We start from the raw sequence: 18875 nt of genomic DNA, 5'->3' as shown, positions 1-18875 counted from the left end.
GGTGTTGAATGATTTATAATCCAGATTGAAACGAATCGCCGTTCTTTTTGCACCATTCTTTTAAATAACGGCGCATGTTAAGCAGTTCTTTTTTATACGTTTTGTTTACGGCTAGATTTGTTATTTCGCCTGGATCTGTAATTAGGTTGAATAGTTGTTCTTTTAAATCACCTTTGTTGTAAACGATATACTTAAAATCTTTAGAAATTACCGCACGTCCGCTAATTCCTAAAAGTTCTTCGTTATCGGCAAAATCGGTTTCTATAACCAAAGTATCGCGAAGTTTTAGAGCTGGATTTGCTATTTTTTTACTTAAATCAACTCCTTTTAAATCAGAAGGTTTTGAAACTCCTGTAAAACCGCAGATGGTTGGAATAATGTCTGTTCCGTTGCAAACCAACATTTCGTCTGTACTTGGTTTCCATTCTCCAATTTTGGAAATAATAAACGGAATTTTAGCTGATTCTTCATATAAAATCTGTTTCTGATTCCAGCTGTGCCCAGCATAGCCATCGCCATGATCGGCTGTAAAGACAATGATTGTATTTTTTTCGATTCCATATTTTTTTAGCGAAGCCAAAACCATTTCAATATAACTATCTACTTTTTCAATTAGTCTATTGTACGCCCAACGATATTGACGCCATTGATCGGCTGTCCAGTTTACCGATGGATAAGTTCTAAAGCTTACTTTTTGCTGTTCGCGTACTATTTTGGGTTCATATTCTGGAATTTTCCAATTGGCAGGAAGTGGCGGACATTGATCTGGAGATGGAGCATTTTCTAAAACATCCATTTTAAGATCTTCTCCGCGTGCCCATTCGCAAATGTCATGCGGATTTAAAAAAGAGGCTACAAGTAAAAAAGGCGTATTTTTATTTTCTTTAATAAATCGTGCACAGAAAGAAGGCGTCGCTGCATCGTTATAATCCTGAAAATTGGTGTTTTCTATATATTCAAAACCATGCTGACTTTTTTTGGAAGTAGGAACGGGAAGATGCCATTTTCCAACATAACCTGTTTTATATCCTCCGTTTTGGAAAATTTTTCCCATCATCAATAAATCATCTGGCCATTGTCCGTCTTTTTCTGGGGCATTTCCAATAAAACCAGTTTCATAAGGCATTTTACCGCTCATAATGGCAGAACGTGATGGCGAACACAAGGGCTGTGCACAATAGGCTTTGGTAAAACGAACTCCATTTTGAGCCAGTTTATCCATCGCAGGCGTATGCAGGTTTGAGTTTCCTGCGTTGCTCATCGCATCAGCGGTTTGCTGATCGGTCATAATGATTAAAATGTTCGGACGATCAGCATTTTGTGCATGATTTAGTAATGGAATATTTAAAATTCCTAAGAGGCACAGAACGAATATGTTTTTTTGAAATTTCATCTCTATTTTACTAGTGGATTCTTTTTATTTTAATGTTTTAAATCTAAAAACGAAAATACCAATCCTTGTTTATTTATAGTTTTGAATTTGTTCAAAATGCTATTAGATTTAGCTAAAAACAACGCTTTTTCGTCTAAAATCAGCTTTCTTTAATAACAGTTAATGCAGAACCGAAGCTCTGCATTAACATTAAACATGAATGGTTTCTAAAATAGTAAGCACTTAGTATTTGGGATTTTGACGTGTGATACTTTTATTGACATCGGTTTCATTTTGTGGAAAGGGATATAATTCGTGTTTTCCAGTAACAAAATTGGTAATAGAAGGATAAAAGTAGGTTGAACGTATTTGTTTTACGGCTGCACTTGTTTCTGCTAGTTTATCTGCTAGAATTCCCCATCTGATCAAATCGGCTCTACGCATTCCTTCAAAAGAAAGTTCCCAAGCTCTTTCTTGCTGTAAGGCTTTAAAAAAAGCATCTTTGTCAAGTCCGGTTGGCAGGTTTATTTCGGCGGTTGTTGGTTTAGGCAATAATCTCGCTGTTGCTGTTGCTCCAGAACCTTTTCCGTCTGTACTGGTTATGGTTACTGTAGGAACAGAAGTATAACCATCTCCAGAACGAAGCATTCCGATAGTATTTACACCTCCGCTGGCAAGGTTAATTACCGCTGCTGAAGCATCTGTACCTCCACCGCCTGTAATTTGAATAACCACATTTGCTGCATTGGTATATCCGGTTCCTTTTGTTTTTAAGTCAATTGCAATTCGGCTTCCTTGAATATCAGCGCCAAAAGCTCTTTTTCGAACTTGGTTTATAGCTTCGTAAGCAAGTGCATTTGGACCTTCGTTTAATTCATTTTCTACTTCTGCACGCATTAAAAGTAAGTCAGAATAACGCATAATTACCCAATTAATGTGCGTGTAGACTCTTTCTGCTGTTGCATTAGTCATAAATTCTCTGTTCCATTTTGAAACGGTCCATCTTTCGTCCTGATTGGTAGTCAAAAGCGGAATTTTATTGCCCAAATTATTAATCTGATAAGTGGCAATTGAGAAATCTCTTCTTTGGTCTGCAGCATTATAACTGTTGTAAAAAGGTTTCGGAACTAAACATCGAGCAATATTTGAAGGATAAACGCCGCTTGCAGTCGTGGGACCATTAAAATTACCAACCCATGAAGCGTTTCCAATATTTCCTGATGCGTTATAGAAGGCAACTTGAAAAATATTCTCGGTTGGTTCTAAAACATGCTGGCATTGGTTTTTAAATACTTTGGAATAAGACGGATTTAATTTATACGGATTTTGCGCCATTACATCATTGATTTCCTTTTGGGCAATTTTATAATAGTCTTTATAGTTTGTTGGTCGTTTTATAACGCCGTCTGCGCCTAAAGAATATCCTCCCGCAAATAAAGCTACTCTGGCAAGCATAGATTTTGCACCCCATTTATTGATGCGTTCGTCTGTTGGCATCTGGTCTGGCAGAAGTAAAGCAGCTTCCTGCATGTCTTTTATAACCTGAGTGTATATTTCCTGACGATCTACTAAAGCTCCGCTAAGTTTATCTCCTGACTGTGAACTTTTTGTTTTAAATGGCACATCTCCCCATAAACGCACCAGTTCTGAATAGTAAAATCCGCGAAGGAATTTAGCTTCGCCAAGAAAACGGTTTAATTGCTGTTTTTGAGTTTCTGTTCCGTTAGTATACAATTCCATTTGTGGAATCCTTTCGATCACCACATTTGCTCTGTCAATTCCTTCGTACAATTTACTCCAAGCCAGATAAAAAGTATTAGTTTGCGAAATGCCTTGATAATGTGCAATTGTTCGCCAGTCATCGGCACCAATTCCCGACATTTGTTCAATATCGGTATCAGCATCAAAAATTAGCGAAATGTTCCATCCATAACTATCCATAGAAGACATCGCTTCGTAAACTCCGAGCGTTGCCATATTGGCTTCGTTTACATCAGAAAAAAAGTTGGCTGTGGTAAAGTAAGAGTAAGGAGTAACGTCTAAATCTTTGTCACAGGAATTAAGAGGCAATAGGAGACAGGCTACACCTGCTATAACCATTGCTTTGCGTGAAAATATATTGTGTTTCATCTTTTTAAACTTTAAATTATAATGAAATATTTAATCCTGTAACAAAGGATTTACTTCTAGGATAAGCACTAAAATCGACTCCCCTGGTAATGGCATTGTTAAGAACATTTACCTCAGGATCATAACCAGAATATTTAGTAAATACATATAAGTTATAAGCCGTAAAATAGATTCTTAGGTTTGAGATTTTAGATTTCTTAAGCCAGTCTTTTGGCAATGTATAACCTAAGCTGATATTGTTAATTCTTAAGAAAGAACCATCTTCGATAATATCGCTGTACAAACGTCCAGTAGTATTACCATTAAAAGCTGGATACTTTTTGCCCACATTTAAAGCTGTTAATTCATCTGGATCGGTAACGCGTTGTCCAGCGTTATTAATTGTAGTCCATCGATCAGCGTAGATGGCAAAAGTATTTAAGTTGTCTAGGTTAAGCCTTGAATTGTTTAATACATTGGCATTGTAAATATCATTACCCACCGTAAAATCAAGGAAAATACTCAAATCAATTCCTTTGTAGCTGAAAGTATTGTTTAGACCACCAGTATATTTTGGATTTGCATTTCCGATAATCGTTCTGTCCAAATCGTTTATTACGCCATCAGGTTTTCCGTCAGGGCCACTTATGTCTTTAAATTTGATAAATCCTGGCTGTACCACAATATTATCGCTCGGAACACCCGATTTTAAAGTATACACTTTTGTGGTTGCATTGTAATCAAAATCGCTAACCTGATACAAACCATCATTTACATAACCGTACATGGTTCCAACTGGCTGTCCGACTTTCAGAATATAATCGTTTTTGTCTGTGTAACTGTTTGTAATTAATGAAGTTTCGCCTTCGCTTAATGCCAATACTTTTGTTTTATTGAAAGCAATATTAAAAGTAGTATTCCAGATAAAATTATCGTTTTTAACATTTATCGTATTCAGCGTAAACTCTAAACCGCGATTAGAAGTTGCTCCAATATTTTGAAACTGCTTTTTAAAGCCAGAACTAGCTGGTACACGAGTGTTATAAAGCAAATCTTTCGACTTATTCTCATACAATTCAGTCGTTAACGAGATTCTTTGTTTAAAAAATCCTAAATCAAGACCAATATTAGTCGATTTGGTCGCTTCCCATTTTAAGAACGGATTAGGAAGGTTGTTTTGAAAAGCGGTAATATTAGTCTGGTTGTTTAACGGATAAGAACCAGAATTAAAAATTCCTAAAGCAGCATAATTAGCAATTCTGTTATTTCCTGCTTCACCATAGCTTAAACGAAGTTTTAAGTCTGAAAACACAGGAAGTTTTTGCATAAAAGGTTCTTCAATAACTCTCCAAGCAACTGATGCGGAAGGGAAGTAGCCCCATTGGTTTTCGGTTCCAAATTTTGAAGATCCATCTGCTCTTAAACTAGCTGCGAATAAGTATTTGTTTTTGAATGAATAATTGGCTTTTCCGAAGAAAGAAAGCAATTTATCATCTTCTGCAAAAGTTGTCGGGATTCCGGCAATAGTTCCAAGCTGTAATTTATCCCAGCTTAAATTTACATTAGGAAAAGCAGAAGCGGTTGCTGTAACACCTTCTGTATAATTGTAGATGTATTCTTGTCCAAGAGTAGCGTCAAATTTATGGTTTTTGTTGAAAGTATTGCTATACGTTAAAACGTTGTTGTAGTTTAAACGAGTTCCAATATTATGCGTTACGCCTCCATTTGCACCACCAGCTCTAATAGCCTGAATACCTCTCGAGTCGTTAAAAAATTTGCTTTTATTGCTGTTGTCTGTATAACTTGCCAATCCGCGGTAGATCAAGTTTGGCGTAATATTATATTGCAGCTGCAAGCTCATGTTAATCGATCTGTTGATGGCTTCTCTTTTCTGGCTGTCAATTGTAATAAGCGGACTTTGGAATGTTGGTGAATCTTGATTGTCCAACGGATCAACTACTAAAGTTTTTAGATCTTCATCAGATCCATTTTTTCCGATAGTCGGTCTGTATTGCAATAAATTCTGCAGCATGCTCAATCTCGCATTTCCGCCATCAGCAGTAGAAAGTCCTGTAATTTTTTGATTCGAATAGTTTACAATTGCATTTACAGAGAATTTTTTGCTGATGTTATTGATTACGTTCAATTTTACGATGTTTTTTACAGAACCCGTTCCAAGCATAATTCCTTCATCATCATTTACTGAGTAAAAAGCATTGTATTTAGTATCATTTTCACCTCCGCTAATGCTAATTTTATGATACTGATTTACAACAGCGTTTCCAAAAACTTCATCTTGCCAGTTAATTCCTTTTCTGTTTTTGTATAAACCTTCTAGTTCATCATAAGTTCCATAAGCGCCTACAAACTTCTGCATTCTAGCATCATCTGTAGCAGCTTCATACATTAATTTGGTATAGTCATACGGATTCATTACCTCAAGCTTTTTAGCAATGGTTTTTATTCCGCCATAAGTATCGTAGCTTATAGTCAGTTTTCCGCCTTTAGCTTTTTTAGTCGTTACCAAAACAACGCCATTTGCACCTTGCGCACCATAAATAGAAGTCGACGCGGCATCTTTTAAAACATCAATAGATTCGATATCCATTGGATCTAAAAAGCCTAATCCGCCCGTTTGTGCTACTCCGTCAACAACATACAAAGGTTCGTTGCTCTGTGTAATAGATGTTCCACCTCTAATTTTTAATGAAGGTTCAGATCCTGGAGTTCCGTCAGACATAGTTACCTGCATACCTGCAATTCGACCTTGCAATGCCTGTGCTACGTTCTGTACAGGAACCTTGGCCAGTTCCTGACCTTTTACAGAAGAAATAGCGCCAGTAAGATCTTTTCTGGTTTTTGTTCCATATCCCACAACCACAACCTCGTCAAGATTGTTGGTATCATCAAGAAGTTTAGTATTGATTTCTGTTCTGTTTTTAACTTGCTCTTCTTTTGTTTTGGTACCAATAAAAGAAAACACAAGCGTGGCATTTGGTTTTACCTTAATTTGATAATCCCCATCCATTGAAGTTAGGGTAGCATTCTTAGTTCCTTTTTCTGTAACAGTTGCTCCTGGCATTGGCAGATTTTGGGCATCGGTTACTATACCTTTTACGGTTATTTTGTCCTGCCCGTACATCATCTTACATGTGGTTAGCAGTAAGAATAAAAATATAATCCTTTTCATAATTTTTCTTTATAAGAGGAATAAGTACTGAGTAAAATTCCTGTTGATGTTATTTCAGTTGGTTTTAGGTTTTGTTAAAAAATCACCACAATATTTTTTGGAGAGCTGTTGTGGAGAAAATCATAACAATTAAATAACTTGAAAAAAGGGCAACGGAATTTTAGGTTTAGGAAAGAGATTTAAATTTTGTAAAGGCCTGGTCATTTTTTTTGGATTAGTCATGTTTTTTTGATTTTTAATTGAAACAAATATAGAAATCGGGTTTTCATGACAGTTTTGAATGCGTCCAAAATACTATTGAATTTGATTAATACAATGTTTAAAGTCCTTTAAAATCAGGGTTTAATTTGAGTTTAGTGGTATTTTGCTAAATTAATTTTTGGTGCAAAGCTAGCAATTACGAGCAATCTCTAAATCGTTTGCGTAAAATTTATACGTTAAGCGAAAGGAAGTAAAATGTTACGTAAAATTATCTTTACAAATTCAAATTCGAGCCGAAGATTTATTTGAACAAAAGAGTTTCAGATTAACCTTATTAATTGAAAAAATTAAAATAACAAAGAATAGAAAAAATGTTTTTTATAAAGATTTGAGGGGTATAAAAAACAAATTCGGTATTCATAATAATATTTAATATTCCGTAGGAATATCTCGTCGGTAGAAAAAAATAGCGTTGTTGAGCATAGTGTCCTGTAGGGACACCTGTTTTTTTTGGAATAAATAAAATGTCTGATGGCTAATCAAACGTTCCTACGGAACGTACAATCGTGATTTATATTTAATTCTACCGACGAGACATTCCTACGGAATGAATTTTTTGAATAAAAAAGCGCCTAAAATTTACTTTTAGGCGCTTTTAAGAAGTGTAATTGTAATGTTTAGTTTAGTCGAGTTTTAATCTCGCTTTTTTTGCCATCAATTAGAATGTTTAAACTAATGATTCCTTTTTCAAAATCATTGTCTTTGTTGGGCTGAATTTTGATGTCTGGAGCTTTGTCTACAAAAGGATAAACGATGCTGATAAATTGTTCTGTTTTTGCATCATTTTTAGCTTTTTCAAAAACAAACGCAGGTCTAGAAAGTTCTTTAGCATAAGCATAGGAAACTTTCCCAGTTTCTTCGTTTAAAGCAATTTTATCAGCATTTAAAGATTGAATTAAAAGGTTGTTTCCATCTTCATAAGTGGTATAAACTCTGTTGTTTACTTTATCAAAAACAGGTTTGCTATCTTCTTTTAACTGAAAATGAACGCCCAATTTACCAGTTGCTTTTCCGATTGCTTTATCGATTATTAGAAAGTATTTATTATCAATAAACAAAACACTGCGCTGATGATTCAAGTCGGTATAACTTGGATTGTTATACGTTAAAATATCTAGGTTTTTCGTAGTTTGCCACTTGTTTTGTTCTGCTTTAGTAATCACCATGTTCTGATCGTCTAATGTCAAAGTGCTATGGACTTTGGTCTGACGAAACCAATTTCTTTTTTTAGTAACTTCTTCGTCACCGCTATAAATGTAGCAGCCTGTGTCTGGGGTAAAATTTCTTCCTTTTATCCAAAGTTCAAAAGTTCCGTTATCTGGCTGTGCGTGGAATTCTGCTGGAGGTCCTGCTTTTACAATCATTACAGTCGATTGGTCGTTCCACCCGTTTCTAAAAGTATAGAATCCGCCGTTTGGTAAGGCATTTGAAAGATAATCTGGTTGTTTCCCTTCAGCGCCGTCAGTTGCAAAATATTTGATTTGTGCATTTTCTGGAAATACTTTAGACCAAATTTTAAACTGTTTTAATCGGCTTTCTTTTTCAACCAACCAAGAATCACCAAACATCGGATTGTTGTAATTAGGAAACATCATGCTTGCCGAAGCTAGAATCATTTTTTCGATGGTTTTTGAATAAGTATCTGGAAATTCTTTTTCTACGCCAGCCATTTTAGCCGAATTGTAAGCTTTCAGAAAAATATCGATACATGCAACATGATAGATAGGAGAGAGTTCCCATTGTATGCCGTCAGGAAGTACTTGCAGTTTTATTTCGCGGTTTAGGATTTCGATACCGCTTTTGCGCCATGCTTCAGCTTGCTTTAGTTCAGGAAAAAATGCTCCCGCTCCCAAAATACGTTGTGCTTCAAACAATAAATGATTGCCTTCTTTGCTATAATGTTCCGGAATATATGCGGCTTGTTTGTTATAAGAATTTAAAAACTCCATTAAAAAAGCAGGAGTAAAGTTCGGAGAATTTACAAATAGATTGAATGTAGGTGGAAGACTTTGCACACGATCAGACACCTCCAATGGACGCCATGCAAAAGAATCATTTTCTTTAGAACTTCCTAAGTAATTCTTTTTCTCCCAATCGCGAAACTGTGAAATCCATTCTTTGGCATATTTTTCATCTCCAGAACTGCGATATGCCATTCCCATTGGCAGCCACCATGTAACGCGGTGCAATTGCCAACGGACTTCATTGTCTTTTACGGGCCAATATTCCCAGTTAATATCTTTTCCGTAATCATAAAATCCATACCCTTTTTGAGGCTGAAATTTATGTTCTAGAGCATTATCTGCTTTTTCCTGATTTGCTTTACCAATTTCTTTTCCTCGAAATCTATTTTCGTCTCCAGCATTAAAATCAGGATGTTTAACGGTTTTTCTATTGCGATAATACGTTAGCAGTTCTTGCGCTGCAGCATCGTATTTGGCAGCGTTAAAAAAACTGCTTACTTTTTCTAAGCCTTTGTAGTTTAGATTGATAATGTCAAAGCTTTCTTTTTTATTGGTTTTTCTTGCGCATTGCCCAAGAACCAAGATAGGAAGAGAAAGCACAAGATGGCTGTTTTCTTTAAATTCTTCATTTAGGTTTTTAATTAAGTGAGTTCGATAATTTGTGGTTATAATTAAAAAGCTATCTGGATGATATTGTCATATCAAAGATAGCTTTCTATAGTTTTATTTTACTTCTTGGATTTAGATTTCAATTTTTTTAATTGCTGCATATCTCTTCAATGCTTCCAAATAATAATAATCGGCGTAATCCAGTGGTGTATCAATTTCTGAATTGTACAGAAAAGCACCCACGCTGTGTTTTAACAAAAAGAAATGATTCTCTCCAGGTTTTGCTAAATAATCATCAGATGATAAAGATTTAAGTATTTCTTCGGCATAGTCAACGTATTTTTTTCCATCCTTAACCTGAGTACTTAAATCTAAAAGGGCAGAAGCAATAACAGCGGCAGCCGAGGCATCTCGTGGCGCAAGTTCTGCGGTGTCTAAAGCATTATGCACATCAAAATCCCAAACTGGCACTTTGTCTTTTGGCATTGTAGGATGGTTCATAATGAATTTGGCAATGTTTTCTGCCTGCTGTAAAAACTTAGGATTTTTGCTGTTTGCATAACACATCGTATAACCATACAATCCCCAAGCTTGTCCGCGTGCCCACGAAGATTCGTCTGTAACACCTTGATGCGTTCTTTTGCGTAAAACTTTACCTGTATTCGGATCATAATCTACTAAATGATAAGAGCTGTAATCTTTTCTAAAATGATTTTTCATAGTCGTTAAAGCATGTGTATTGGCGGCTTTAGCATATTCAGGTTTATCAAACTGATTGGCGCTCCAATATAAATACTCCAAATTCATCATATTGTCTATGATTACTGGATAATGCAGCCAAGGAAAATCCCAAGAACGGATAGTTCCCACTACAGGACTGAAACGTGCATAAAGGTTCGCCGCGCCATCTGCCAAAACAGGAAGATAGATTTTGTCTCCCGTAATTCTGTAGGCATTTCCATAAGAACAATACAGCATAAAACCTACATCGTGCGTGTTTTTGATATTTCTAATAGAATCTAAAGCAAGAGTAAATTTCTTAGCTTCTTCTGCCATTGTTTTATCGCCCGTAAGTTCATAACCATACCAAAGACTTCCTGGAAAGAAACCTGTTGTCCAATCGGTTATTCCAGCAAGACGAACGGTTCCGTCTGGATTAACAGATCGCGGATTTTTTCCGGGTTTGTAAGTTTGTGCGGCTTTGTTTAACTGAAAATGAATGACTTCGGTCGTTTTTGTAAACCAAAGTGGCGATGGATCTTCTAGAACAGGTTTTGCAGAAGAATTTAATGCGGTAAATGCGAGTGCCAGAAATAGGTTAAAGGTTTTTTTCATAGTGTAATCGGTTTATTGATATTCGGTTTGGCTGAATATCTTTAAAGCGAAATTAAAAGGGACTACGAAAACCGTGTTTCAGTTTTTACTATAAATGTTTTGATTTTGTCTAAAAGTGTATTTGTTAAAAATAAAAAATAAACATTTTTTGTTGGCTTTTGGGCTCTCAAAAAGGATTTTTATGCTTATCTTGTAGAATCCAAAACCAATTCTTATGACTTTAAAGAGACTTTTTTTTATCCTTTTTGTACTTGTTTTATCTTCCTGCAGCAATAAAAAAGAACAGGAACTTATTATGCGTGAAAATGCGCTTTTAGAAAGAGAAAAACAATTTCAAGATAAAGAAGCAGATTATGATAAGCTCTTAAAAATGAGAGACAGTTTATTGTCTATTTCTAAAGTAAAAGACACACTTCCTCAAATAAAAGAATGGCCAGAAAATCTTAAAGTGGCATGGAATAGCAAAATGATCTGTAGAGAATCTAACTGCAGCAATTATGTTATTGGCGATCAGCGCAGCGAGGTTTGGGAGTTTGTGTCAGATTCTACCGGAATGTACACGAATGTTTTAAGCAATAACGAAATTAAACGTGTTTTTGCTGGACAATATTTAGAAAGTAAAATCGTCCTTGATTCGGCAAAAGAAGCTTCTTCAAAAAACAAAATAAAAGTGAGCGTCGTGCTAGATGATATTAAGAAAAATATCATAAAAGGCACACAGACTATAACGGGTCAGGATAATTGTATCGCAAAATTCTCAGTTGAACTTACTCCATCTACTAAAAAGTAATTTATGCTACTGAGTATACATCATATAACCTTTCCTATCGAAGATCCTCTTTTAAAGTATCTTATCGAAATTATCATTATTTTATGTATTCCGCTTTTATTGAACAAAATAAAAGTACCACATTTGCTTGGACTTATTATTGCGGGTGCTCTTATTGGTCCAAATGGATTTGGAGTGCTTTCCAGAGACAGTAGTGTTGTGGTTACAGGAACTACAGGTCTTTTGTATATCATGTTTCTAGCAGGTCTGGAAATTGATATGGCCGATTTTAAAAAGAACAAATGGAAGAGTATTATCTTTTCGATTTTCACTTTTGCCGTCCCATTTGCTTTAGGGCTTGTAGGCGGTTATTATTTGCTTCATTTTTCACTGCTTACCTCAATTTTGTTTGCCAGTCTTTTTTCGTCGCATACTTTAATTGTGTATCCAATGGTAAGTGGTTTGGGAATTGCTAAAAATCTTTCGGTTAATATTACCGTAGGAGGAACGATGATTACCGATGTACTTTCGCTTTTGGTTTTAGCGGCTATTGTTGGAATGTCGCAAGGGGAAGTCGGAACAGCTTTTTGGGTAAAATTATCCGTTTCAATGGTTGTCTTTGCTTTAATTGTACTGCTCATTTTTCCGATAATTGCCAGATGGTTTTTTAAAACTGTAGATGACAAAATCTCGCAATATCTTTTTGTATTGGTCATGATTTATCTGGCAGCACTTTTGGCTGAATTGGCAGGAATCGAATCTATTATTGGTGCCTTTTTTGCTGGATTGGCTTTAAATAAACTGATTCCGCATACGTCATCCTTGATGAACAGGGTTGAGTTTGTCGGAAACGCGATTTTTATTCCTTTCTTCCTAATCAGTGTGGGAATGCTAATTGATTTTAATGCATTTATACAAAGTTGGGAAACTTTATGGGTGGCGTCAATTATGTTGGTGGCATCAATAGGAGGAAAATATGTTGCGGCAATGCTAACGAAAAAAACATTTAAGCTTACTAATGATGAAGGACAGTTAATTTTTGGACTGAGTTCTGCATCTGCGGCAGCGACATTAGCTTCTGTTATGGTTGGTTACAATATAATTATTGGCGAAAATGATGCGGGTGAACCCATAAGACTTTTAAACGAACATGTGCTTAACGGCAGTATTCTTCTTATTTTAGTTTCCTGTACCATATCATCGTTTGTGTCTATGGCGAGTGCACAACGCATTGCACAAGCAGAAAAAGATAATACAGTATCGGGTGATAGTAAAGAAAAAGAAAATATACTGCTTGCTGTGAACCATGAAGCTACGGTAGAAAAAATGGTAAATCTTGGCTTGATGGTAAAAACGGCATCCAATAAACAGCTTTACGCCGTAAATGTGATTAATGAAGATGCTAATGAATCTTCTGAAAAAAATGCCGAACGAATACTAGAAAGTGCGATAAAAGCCGCTTCGGCTGCCGATGTAGAATTACATCCAATTACGCGTCATGACAATGATACAGCTGGCGGAATAAGCAATGTGATAAAAGAAAAAGATATTACCGATCTTATTGTAGGTCTAGAAGGCGGAAAAGGCTTCTCGGCTTCATTTGTATACAATTTGTATAATGGTTATCTGCGAAATAAAAATATCAATTTAATGGTCTATCATGCGGTTCAGCCAGCAGCAACTATTAAAAGATATCTGGTTTTTATTCCAGCAGATGCCGAATTGGATGCGGGATTTTTTCATTCGATGTTGAGAATCTGGAATATTGGCCGTAATTCTGGAGCCAAAATGAGTTTCTACGGAAAAGAAAAAACACTAAATATCTTAAAACGAATTGCCAAAAAAGCCTCTATAGAAGCAACATTTGATGTTTTTGAAAATTGGGAAGATGCTCAGCAAACCGCTCTGAATATTGAAGAAAATGAAGGATTAATTATTATGATGGGAGATAAGGGAATGCACTCGTATTTTTCGCGAATGCGAGATATTCCAGATCTTTTAAATCTGAAATTCAGTAACAACAACTTCATGCTAATCTATCCTTTTTCTAAAACTACCTCAAACAATACCGAAAAAAGATCAGTCAGCAGTCATGATGATTTTGCTGAAATCGGAAAAGCGATTCGAAATATTTTTAAATAATGATTCACACCAGAAAGATAAATGCCTTTTGTTTTCTGGTGTGAAGAATCAAAACGTTTTACAATAGATAATAGATTAGTTTACAAACCTGTTATAATAAATTCACTTCTTCGATTCATTTGATGCTGTTCTTCCGTACAGTTTACACCATCTGAGCAGTTGTTTACTAATTGCGTTTCACCATATCCTTTGGCTGTTAAACGATTCTTAGCAACTCCGTTTTTAACCAACCAATTTACAGTAGATTTTGCTCTCTGATCAGATAATCTTAGATTGTATTGGTGTGAAGCTCTGCTATCGGTATGAGAGCGAATATCGAGTTTCATATTTGGATATTGGTTTAAAACATCTAATATTTTTTCTAAATCAATAGCGGCTTCTGTGCGGATATTGTATTTATCCAAATCAAAATAAATCATTTTTATACCAAAACATTTTCCTAAGTCATCTCCAATTGTAACCTTACAGATCGATTTGTCTAAGGCGATAGGAAGATGAGTTTGTCCAGAAACTTTTCCGATGGTTACCATTTCTTCTTTTGTTTCATATTCGATTTTATGCGCTCGAACCATATACGTTTTTCCGCATTCTACAGCAAAAGTATATTCTCCGTTAGAATTGGAAATCGTCGATTTTACAATTTTTTGGTTCTCATACAAAATCAATTCCGTTCCCGGTAACACTATACCGCTTTGAGAATCGGTTATTACACCGTTTAGTTCCTGAAGGCATTTTAATACACGTGTTTCGAGAAATTTGTAAATATCATCAGAACCCTGTCCGCCATCTTTATTGGAGCTAAAATAACCTCGTCTGGTTATTGGATCAATAGTATAAGCAAAATCATCTTTTGGTGAGTTAATATCATTTCCAAGATTTTGAATATCTGTAATGCTTCCATTAGATTGAATCTGTCCCACAAAAACATCCAAACCGCCAAGTCCAGGATGTCCGTCTGAAGCAAAATAAATTTCGTTTTCGGTGGTTACTTGCGGGAATGTCTCTTTTCCTTCTGTATTAATCGAAGGGCCGATATTTTCAGGAGTTCCAAAACTGTTGTTACCTTTTATACTTACTTTATAAATGTCTGACTGGCCAATGGTACCAGGCATATCTGATGCAAAATATAGTGTTTTCTCGTCGGGACTTAACGCAGGATGAGCCGTACTGTAATTATCGCTTGTGAAAGGAAGAGGAACGATGTTGCTGAATTTTTCATTATCAAAATCGGCTTTGTAAAGTTTTACGAGTGTAATATCATTTTCATCTTTTCCTTTTTTGCCATTTATAAAATTATTTCTAGTAAAATAAGCTGTTTTTCCATCTTTGGTAAATACAATCGTAGATTCGTGAAAACGACTGTTTAGCAGTGATTTAATTTTATTGACTTTTGATGCGGCTCCAGTTGTCGGATCAATTCCAGCACTGTAAATATTGGTAAAATATTCTCCTGTCCATTTGTGTTTTCTTTGGGTAAAATTTCCAGTATCTCTGGCAGATGCAAAGTAGATTTTATTGTTGTAAATAAAACTTCCGTAATCAGAATATTTGGAGTTTATACCAGCATCTTCAATTTTATAGCGACCAGAATTGGCTTTAATCTGATCTAAATAATTGGTGTTTGCTGTGTAAAGTTTTGCTCTGGAATCGTTTTTATATTTAGTGCTGAATTCATTCAGGATGGCATTGGCTTTGTCGGTTTGTCCAGCTGATTTTAAAGATTGTGCGTATCGGTAATAATACTCGGCTTCGGGTGTTGGATTGAGCGCAAATAGCTCGCCGTACCATTTAGCGGCAGCTTCAAATTGTGAATTAAAGTAATAGGAATTGCCCAGTTTTTTAAAAAGATCTTCAGACTTATATCCTTTATCTGCAATTCTTTCATACGTTTTTATAGCATCGATATAGGCGTAGCCATCATATTTTTTATCACCCGATTTTACTTTGGATTCTTGCGAATAGCCGTAAAAAATATTTAGAATTATTAAGCAGAGGATTGTATAATTTTTCATGATATTTTTTTTAGAAGAAACGAGGAGTTGTCATTTTGCCTTTGTTTGAGAAGAATTCGTAACGCAGGAATATCTCATGTGATCCTGAATTATAATTATTCAGATGTGTGGTTTCACGATCGTAGCCATAACCCAAATAGAGTCCGTCGGTGATTTGAAACCCGACCATTGCGCTTAATGAGGCGCTCCATCTATAGGCAACACCAACAACAAATCGGTCAATAAACATAAAATTGGCAGAGATATCGACCTGAAGCGGCGCTCCTTCAACCATTTTAGCCAATACAGCAGGCTTGAATTTGTAATATTGGTATTTATCGAGGTTAAAGACATAGCCACCCATTAAATAGTAATTTATTTTATCCTTATAAATAGCTACATCATTATCATCATATCGATTGGTTTCGATGAAATTTGGAACCGAAAATCCGATATAAGCTTTATCGGAATGCCAGTAAACACCAGCTCCTACATTGGGTGAAAATTTATTGTTTAAATCCTGAAACTGCGGATCTCCCTGATCTGCTGGATTCAGCTTATTGACATCAAGATTAAAGATATTGGCCGTTCCTTTAATACCAAAAGAGAGTTTAAAATCGGGCGAAGTCTGAATGGTATAAGAAACATCTGCCGATATATTATTCTCGTTTGTGGGACCGATTTTATCATTGACTAAAGAAAGTCCAACACCAAGTCGGCTATTGTTAATTGGAGTATTGATAGAAAAGCTGCTTGTTTCTGGCGCTCCATCAAGACCGACCCATTGCGTGCGGTAAAGTCCAAAAATACTCAAAACGCCTCGCGATCCAGCATAAGCCGGATTTATGTTAATGGTATTGTACATGTATTGAGTATACTGTGCATCTTGCTGTGCATTGGATTCGACAGCTGCAAGTATTAAAATCAGGAAAAATAGTTTTACTGTCATATTTTTTGTTGTTAAATTGTTAGATGCATTGAGAACTTCTAAAGTTTAATTATTCATCTACATTTTTCATTTTAAAATATTCTGAATTGGCCAATAACGGCCATTAAGTAGACTTTCCGAAATTAAAGGAATATATAAAACAAGGCGGAGTTATTACTTAGAATCTTAGATAGTAAGATTTTATCTTAATGTCTCTTTGTACAAAATAATGAGGGCAGATAATATTTTTTGTAACAGATTTATAGTAGGATTATAAAGATAGGGAATTTGTAAAGGTATAACTGTTAAAGTAATTAAGGATCATCTTCGTTCTCTTGCTGTTATCTGAATATCTATGAGTGTTTTCTATTCTTATCTTGTAATAAGACTGCGTTGATAGGAAATTTGTAATAAGATGTAAAACCTCAAAAAAATGGTTGCATATTATAATTTGAAACAATTTTGACTATTCTGAAACGATAAATAAGTATTGTGAAATGTTTTTAAGTGACTGGTTTGTAGTGTGTTATTTTGTGAAAAAGTATAGTTGTGATTTACTTTATGTGTTTCCAACTATAAAAACACTACTGCAATTTTCTCTAATTTGGACTTAAGGAGATTAAATGACTATGAAGAAAAAAGTTGTCATAAAGCAATTAATAAAAACAAAATAAGAGGGAGTAAGGAAAAGTAATGAAATTGAATTAATTTGGATTTAAATATAGCTCTTATTGGAAAATAACCATGAAATCAGGTATTGTTTTCTGTAGATAGCGTCAGTAAATTTGCGCCTAATCAAATAGTTTCCAATGAAAGTTAACAGTTTAGGTAGTTTTTTATCAATGAAATTAACATTTTTAAAAAATAGAACAGCAATTTTGGTAAAACCCCTTTTATATGCAATGATGCTGCTTCCATTTATTGCATTCAGTCAAAAAGAGATAATTCCTGGAAGTAAAGATATCAACACCAAATATATCAAACCCGAAAAATCGCTTTATACCGTTTATTATGTAAAAGGAACAGAATGGAAAAACATGGGAGCATTGACCTACGACATTGTTTTAGCCAACAATCAATTGACCTTAAACAATACTTTCACTCCCAAAGATAACGGAAAACCTACCACGCGTATTAGTACAGCCGACGCTCTAACGTTGAAAGCGATTAGTTATTCTGATGAAACGAAGAATGCAAAATTGAACCTTAACTTTGGCGAAACGATTACAGGTAATTTTTATTCAAAGAAAACCAAAAAAGATAAAAAGCTAAAATTGAAGCCTAAAGAAGAATTTTTTGACTTCAATTGGACCGATCATTTAATCGGAACATTACCGCTAGATATAGGCTATAAAGGCCGTTTTCCGCAATTTTATTATAATGACGAGTCAAATGTGCTGGTTGAATATTACACCATCAAAGAGGTTAAAAGTTACGTCTACAATTCTCCGAGAACTGGTAAACACGATACGTGGATTGTTTCAGTTCTGGAAGAAAGCACCAATGCTTATTACAATTATATTATAGACAAAAAAGACCACCGTCTTTGGCAGCGAGAAATGTCTATGGCAAACGGAATGTGGGAAATCACAGTTAACGAAGAGTTAGATTATCAGCCTATTAAAAACAAATTTAATAAAGAAGAAGTTGCTCGACAGATTTCTAATGGTAATGGTGTTATAATTGGTACTGCTTATGCAAGATCTGATTCTGGTAAAAAATTAGGAGGTTTAGTTAACACAGCTAAGAAACAATATGCTCCAAAAGGAACGGAAATTACGCTTTTTCCAAGTTCTGCTTATTATGAAGAGTGGTTAGATGTGAACAAGAAAATTCGAAAACAGAAAAAAATGCCAGAAGTTCCTTTAGATAGTGATTTTGGTTATTCGGTTAAAAAAGCCAAAGTATATGACGATCAGGGACATTTTGAGTTTGCAGATTTAATGCCAGGAACTTATGTGGTTATGGTGAGTTTTGATTTTACAAATTCTTATAATTATTCATACGTATCTGGATATACCAATTATTATAATTATTTTGGCTATCAGGGTTCTACAACCAATTATGGTACAGCTAGTCAATCTTATAATGATAAAGCTAACATTGAGAAGCGTGTGACCATTGATAAGGATGGCGAAAAGAAAGAAGTAAATTTAAAAGAAATATAATAAAAAATGAGAAAGCCGTATCAACAGGAAGTTTGAT

At 35.1% G+C, this 18875-nt stretch carries 11 protein-coding genes; 3 read left to right on the top strand and 8 right to left on the bottom strand.

Annotated features, from left to right (window positions below; genetic code table 11):
* Window positions 1–13: 13 nt before the first annotated feature.
* The 6 genes from LPB248_RS00905 to LPB248_RS17135 all read right to left on the bottom strand — a co-directional run bounded on the left by LPB248_RS00905 (window position 14) and on the right by LPB248_RS17135 (window position 11113).
* Window positions 14–1393, bottom strand: a complete 1380-nt coding sequence (locus LPB248_RS00905) for a sulfatase (RefSeq protein ID WP_177209736.1) — start codon at window positions 1391–1393, stop codon at window positions 14–16.
* A 222-nt stretch (window positions 1394–1615) separates the two neighbouring features.
* Window positions 1616–3502 carry a RagB/SusD family nutrient uptake outer membrane protein gene (locus LPB248_RS00900; protein ID WP_177209735.1) on the bottom strand — a complete coding sequence of 629 codons (1887 nt, stop codon included), beginning with the start codon at window positions 3500–3502 and terminating at the stop codon, window positions 1616–1618.
* Between the two features lie 16 nt (window positions 3503–3518).
* Window positions 3519–6671: a SusC/RagA family TonB-linked outer membrane protein gene (locus tag LPB248_RS00895; protein WP_177209734.1), complete on the bottom strand. Its 3153-nt coding sequence runs from the start codon at window positions 6669–6671 to the stop codon at window positions 3519–3521.
* Between the two features lie 878 nt (window positions 6672–7549).
* Window positions 7550–9496 carry a heparin-sulfate lyase HepC gene (hepC, locus tag LPB248_RS00890; RefSeq protein ID WP_218279847.1) on the bottom strand — a complete coding sequence of 649 codons (1947 nt, stop codon included), beginning with the start codon at window positions 9494–9496 and terminating at the stop codon, window positions 7550–7552.
* A 141-nt stretch (window positions 9497–9637) separates the two neighbouring features.
* On the bottom strand, window positions 9638–10840 hold the full coding sequence (locus tag LPB248_RS00885; protein WP_177209733.1) for a glycoside hydrolase family 88 protein: 1203 nt from the start codon (window positions 10838–10840) through the stop codon (window positions 9638–9640).
* Window positions 10841–10918: 78 nt separating this feature from the next.
* Entirely contained in the window at window positions 10919–11113 is a 195-nt protein-coding gene (locus LPB248_RS17135; RefSeq protein WP_177209732.1) for a hypothetical protein, read from the bottom strand.
* Between LPB248_RS17135 and LPB248_RS00875 the strand changes: the two genes are divergently transcribed.
* Both LPB248_RS00875 and LPB248_RS00870 read left to right on the top strand, forming a co-directional pair.
* Window positions 11055–11630, top strand: coding sequence for a hypothetical protein (locus LPB248_RS00875; RefSeq protein ID WP_177209577.1), 576 nt, complete (start codon window positions 11055–11057; stop codon window positions 11628–11630). The two genes, LPB248_RS17135 and LPB248_RS00875, sit on opposite strands and share 59 nt — an antisense overlap.
* A 3-nt stretch (window positions 11631–11633) precedes the next feature.
* A complete protein-coding gene (locus tag LPB248_RS00870; RefSeq protein ID WP_177209731.1) occupies window positions 11634–13751 on the top strand; it encodes a cation:proton antiporter in 2118 nt (705 codons plus the stop codon).
* Window positions 13752–13831: 80 nt separating this feature from the next.
* Here the strand turns inward: LPB248_RS00870 and LPB248_RS00865 are convergent, their stop codons facing one another.
* Both LPB248_RS00865 and LPB248_RS00860 read right to left on the bottom strand, forming a co-directional pair.
* Entirely contained in the window at window positions 13832–15763 is a 1932-nt protein-coding gene (locus LPB248_RS00865) for an OmpA family protein (protein WP_177209730.1), read from the bottom strand.
* Window positions 15764–15773: 10 nt separating this feature from the next.
* Complete coding sequence (locus tag LPB248_RS00860; protein WP_177209729.1) at window positions 15774–16691, bottom strand: type IX secretion system membrane protein PorP/SprF; 918 nt, start codon at window positions 16689–16691, stop codon at window positions 15774–15776.
* 788 nt (window positions 16692–17479) lie between these two features.
* Here LPB248_RS00860 and LPB248_RS00855 point away from each other — a divergent pair.
* On the top strand, window positions 17480–18838 hold the full coding sequence (locus tag LPB248_RS00855; protein ID WP_255462978.1) for a hypothetical protein: 1359 nt from the start codon (window positions 17480–17482) through the stop codon (window positions 18836–18838).
* The last annotated feature ends 37 nt before the right edge of the window (window positions 18839–18875 follow it).

The organism is Flavobacterium sp. LPB0248 (genome assembly GCF_013388355.1).
Lineage (GTDB): Bacteria > Bacteroidota > Bacteroidia > Flavobacteriales > Flavobacteriaceae > Flavobacterium.
This window is presented reverse-complemented; position numbering and strand designations above follow the sequence as displayed.

What these genes read in the sequence shown, in the direction of transcription:
- LPB248_RS00885 (WP_177209733.1), bottom strand. Translation starts at nt 10,840, where the DNA reads ATGAAAAAAACCTTTAACCTATTTCTGGCACTCGCATTTACCGCATTA.
- LPB248_RS00900 (WP_177209735.1), bottom strand. Translation starts at nt 3,502, where the DNA reads ATGAAACACAATATATTTTCACGCAAAGCAATGGTTATAGCAGGTGTA.
- LPB248_RS00895 (WP_177209734.1), bottom strand. Translation starts at nt 6,671, where the DNA reads ATGAAAAGGATTATATTTTTATTCTTACTGCTAACCACATGTAAGATG.
- LPB248_RS00865 (WP_177209730.1), bottom strand. Translation starts at nt 15,763, where the DNA reads ATGAAAAATTATACAATCCTCTGCTTAATAATTCTAAATATTTTTTAC.
- LPB248_RS00905 (WP_177209736.1), bottom strand. Translation starts at nt 1,393, where the DNA reads ATGAAATTTCAAAAAAACATATTCGTTCTGTGCCTCTTAGGAATTTTA.
- LPB248_RS00870 (WP_177209731.1), top strand. Translation starts at nt 11,634, where the DNA reads ATGCTACTGAGTATACATCATATAACCTTTCCTATCGAAGATCCTCTT.
- LPB248_RS00855 (WP_255462978.1), top strand. Translation starts at nt 17,480, where the DNA reads ATGAAAGTTAACAGTTTAGGTAGTTTTTTATCAATGAAATTAACATTT.
- LPB248_RS00860 (WP_177209729.1), bottom strand. Translation starts at nt 16,691, where the DNA reads ATGACAGTAAAACTATTTTTCCTGATTTTAATACTTGCAGCTGTCGAA.
- LPB248_RS00875 (WP_177209577.1), top strand. Translation starts at nt 11,055, where the DNA reads ATGACTTTAAAGAGACTTTTTTTTATCCTTTTTGTACTTGTTTTATCT.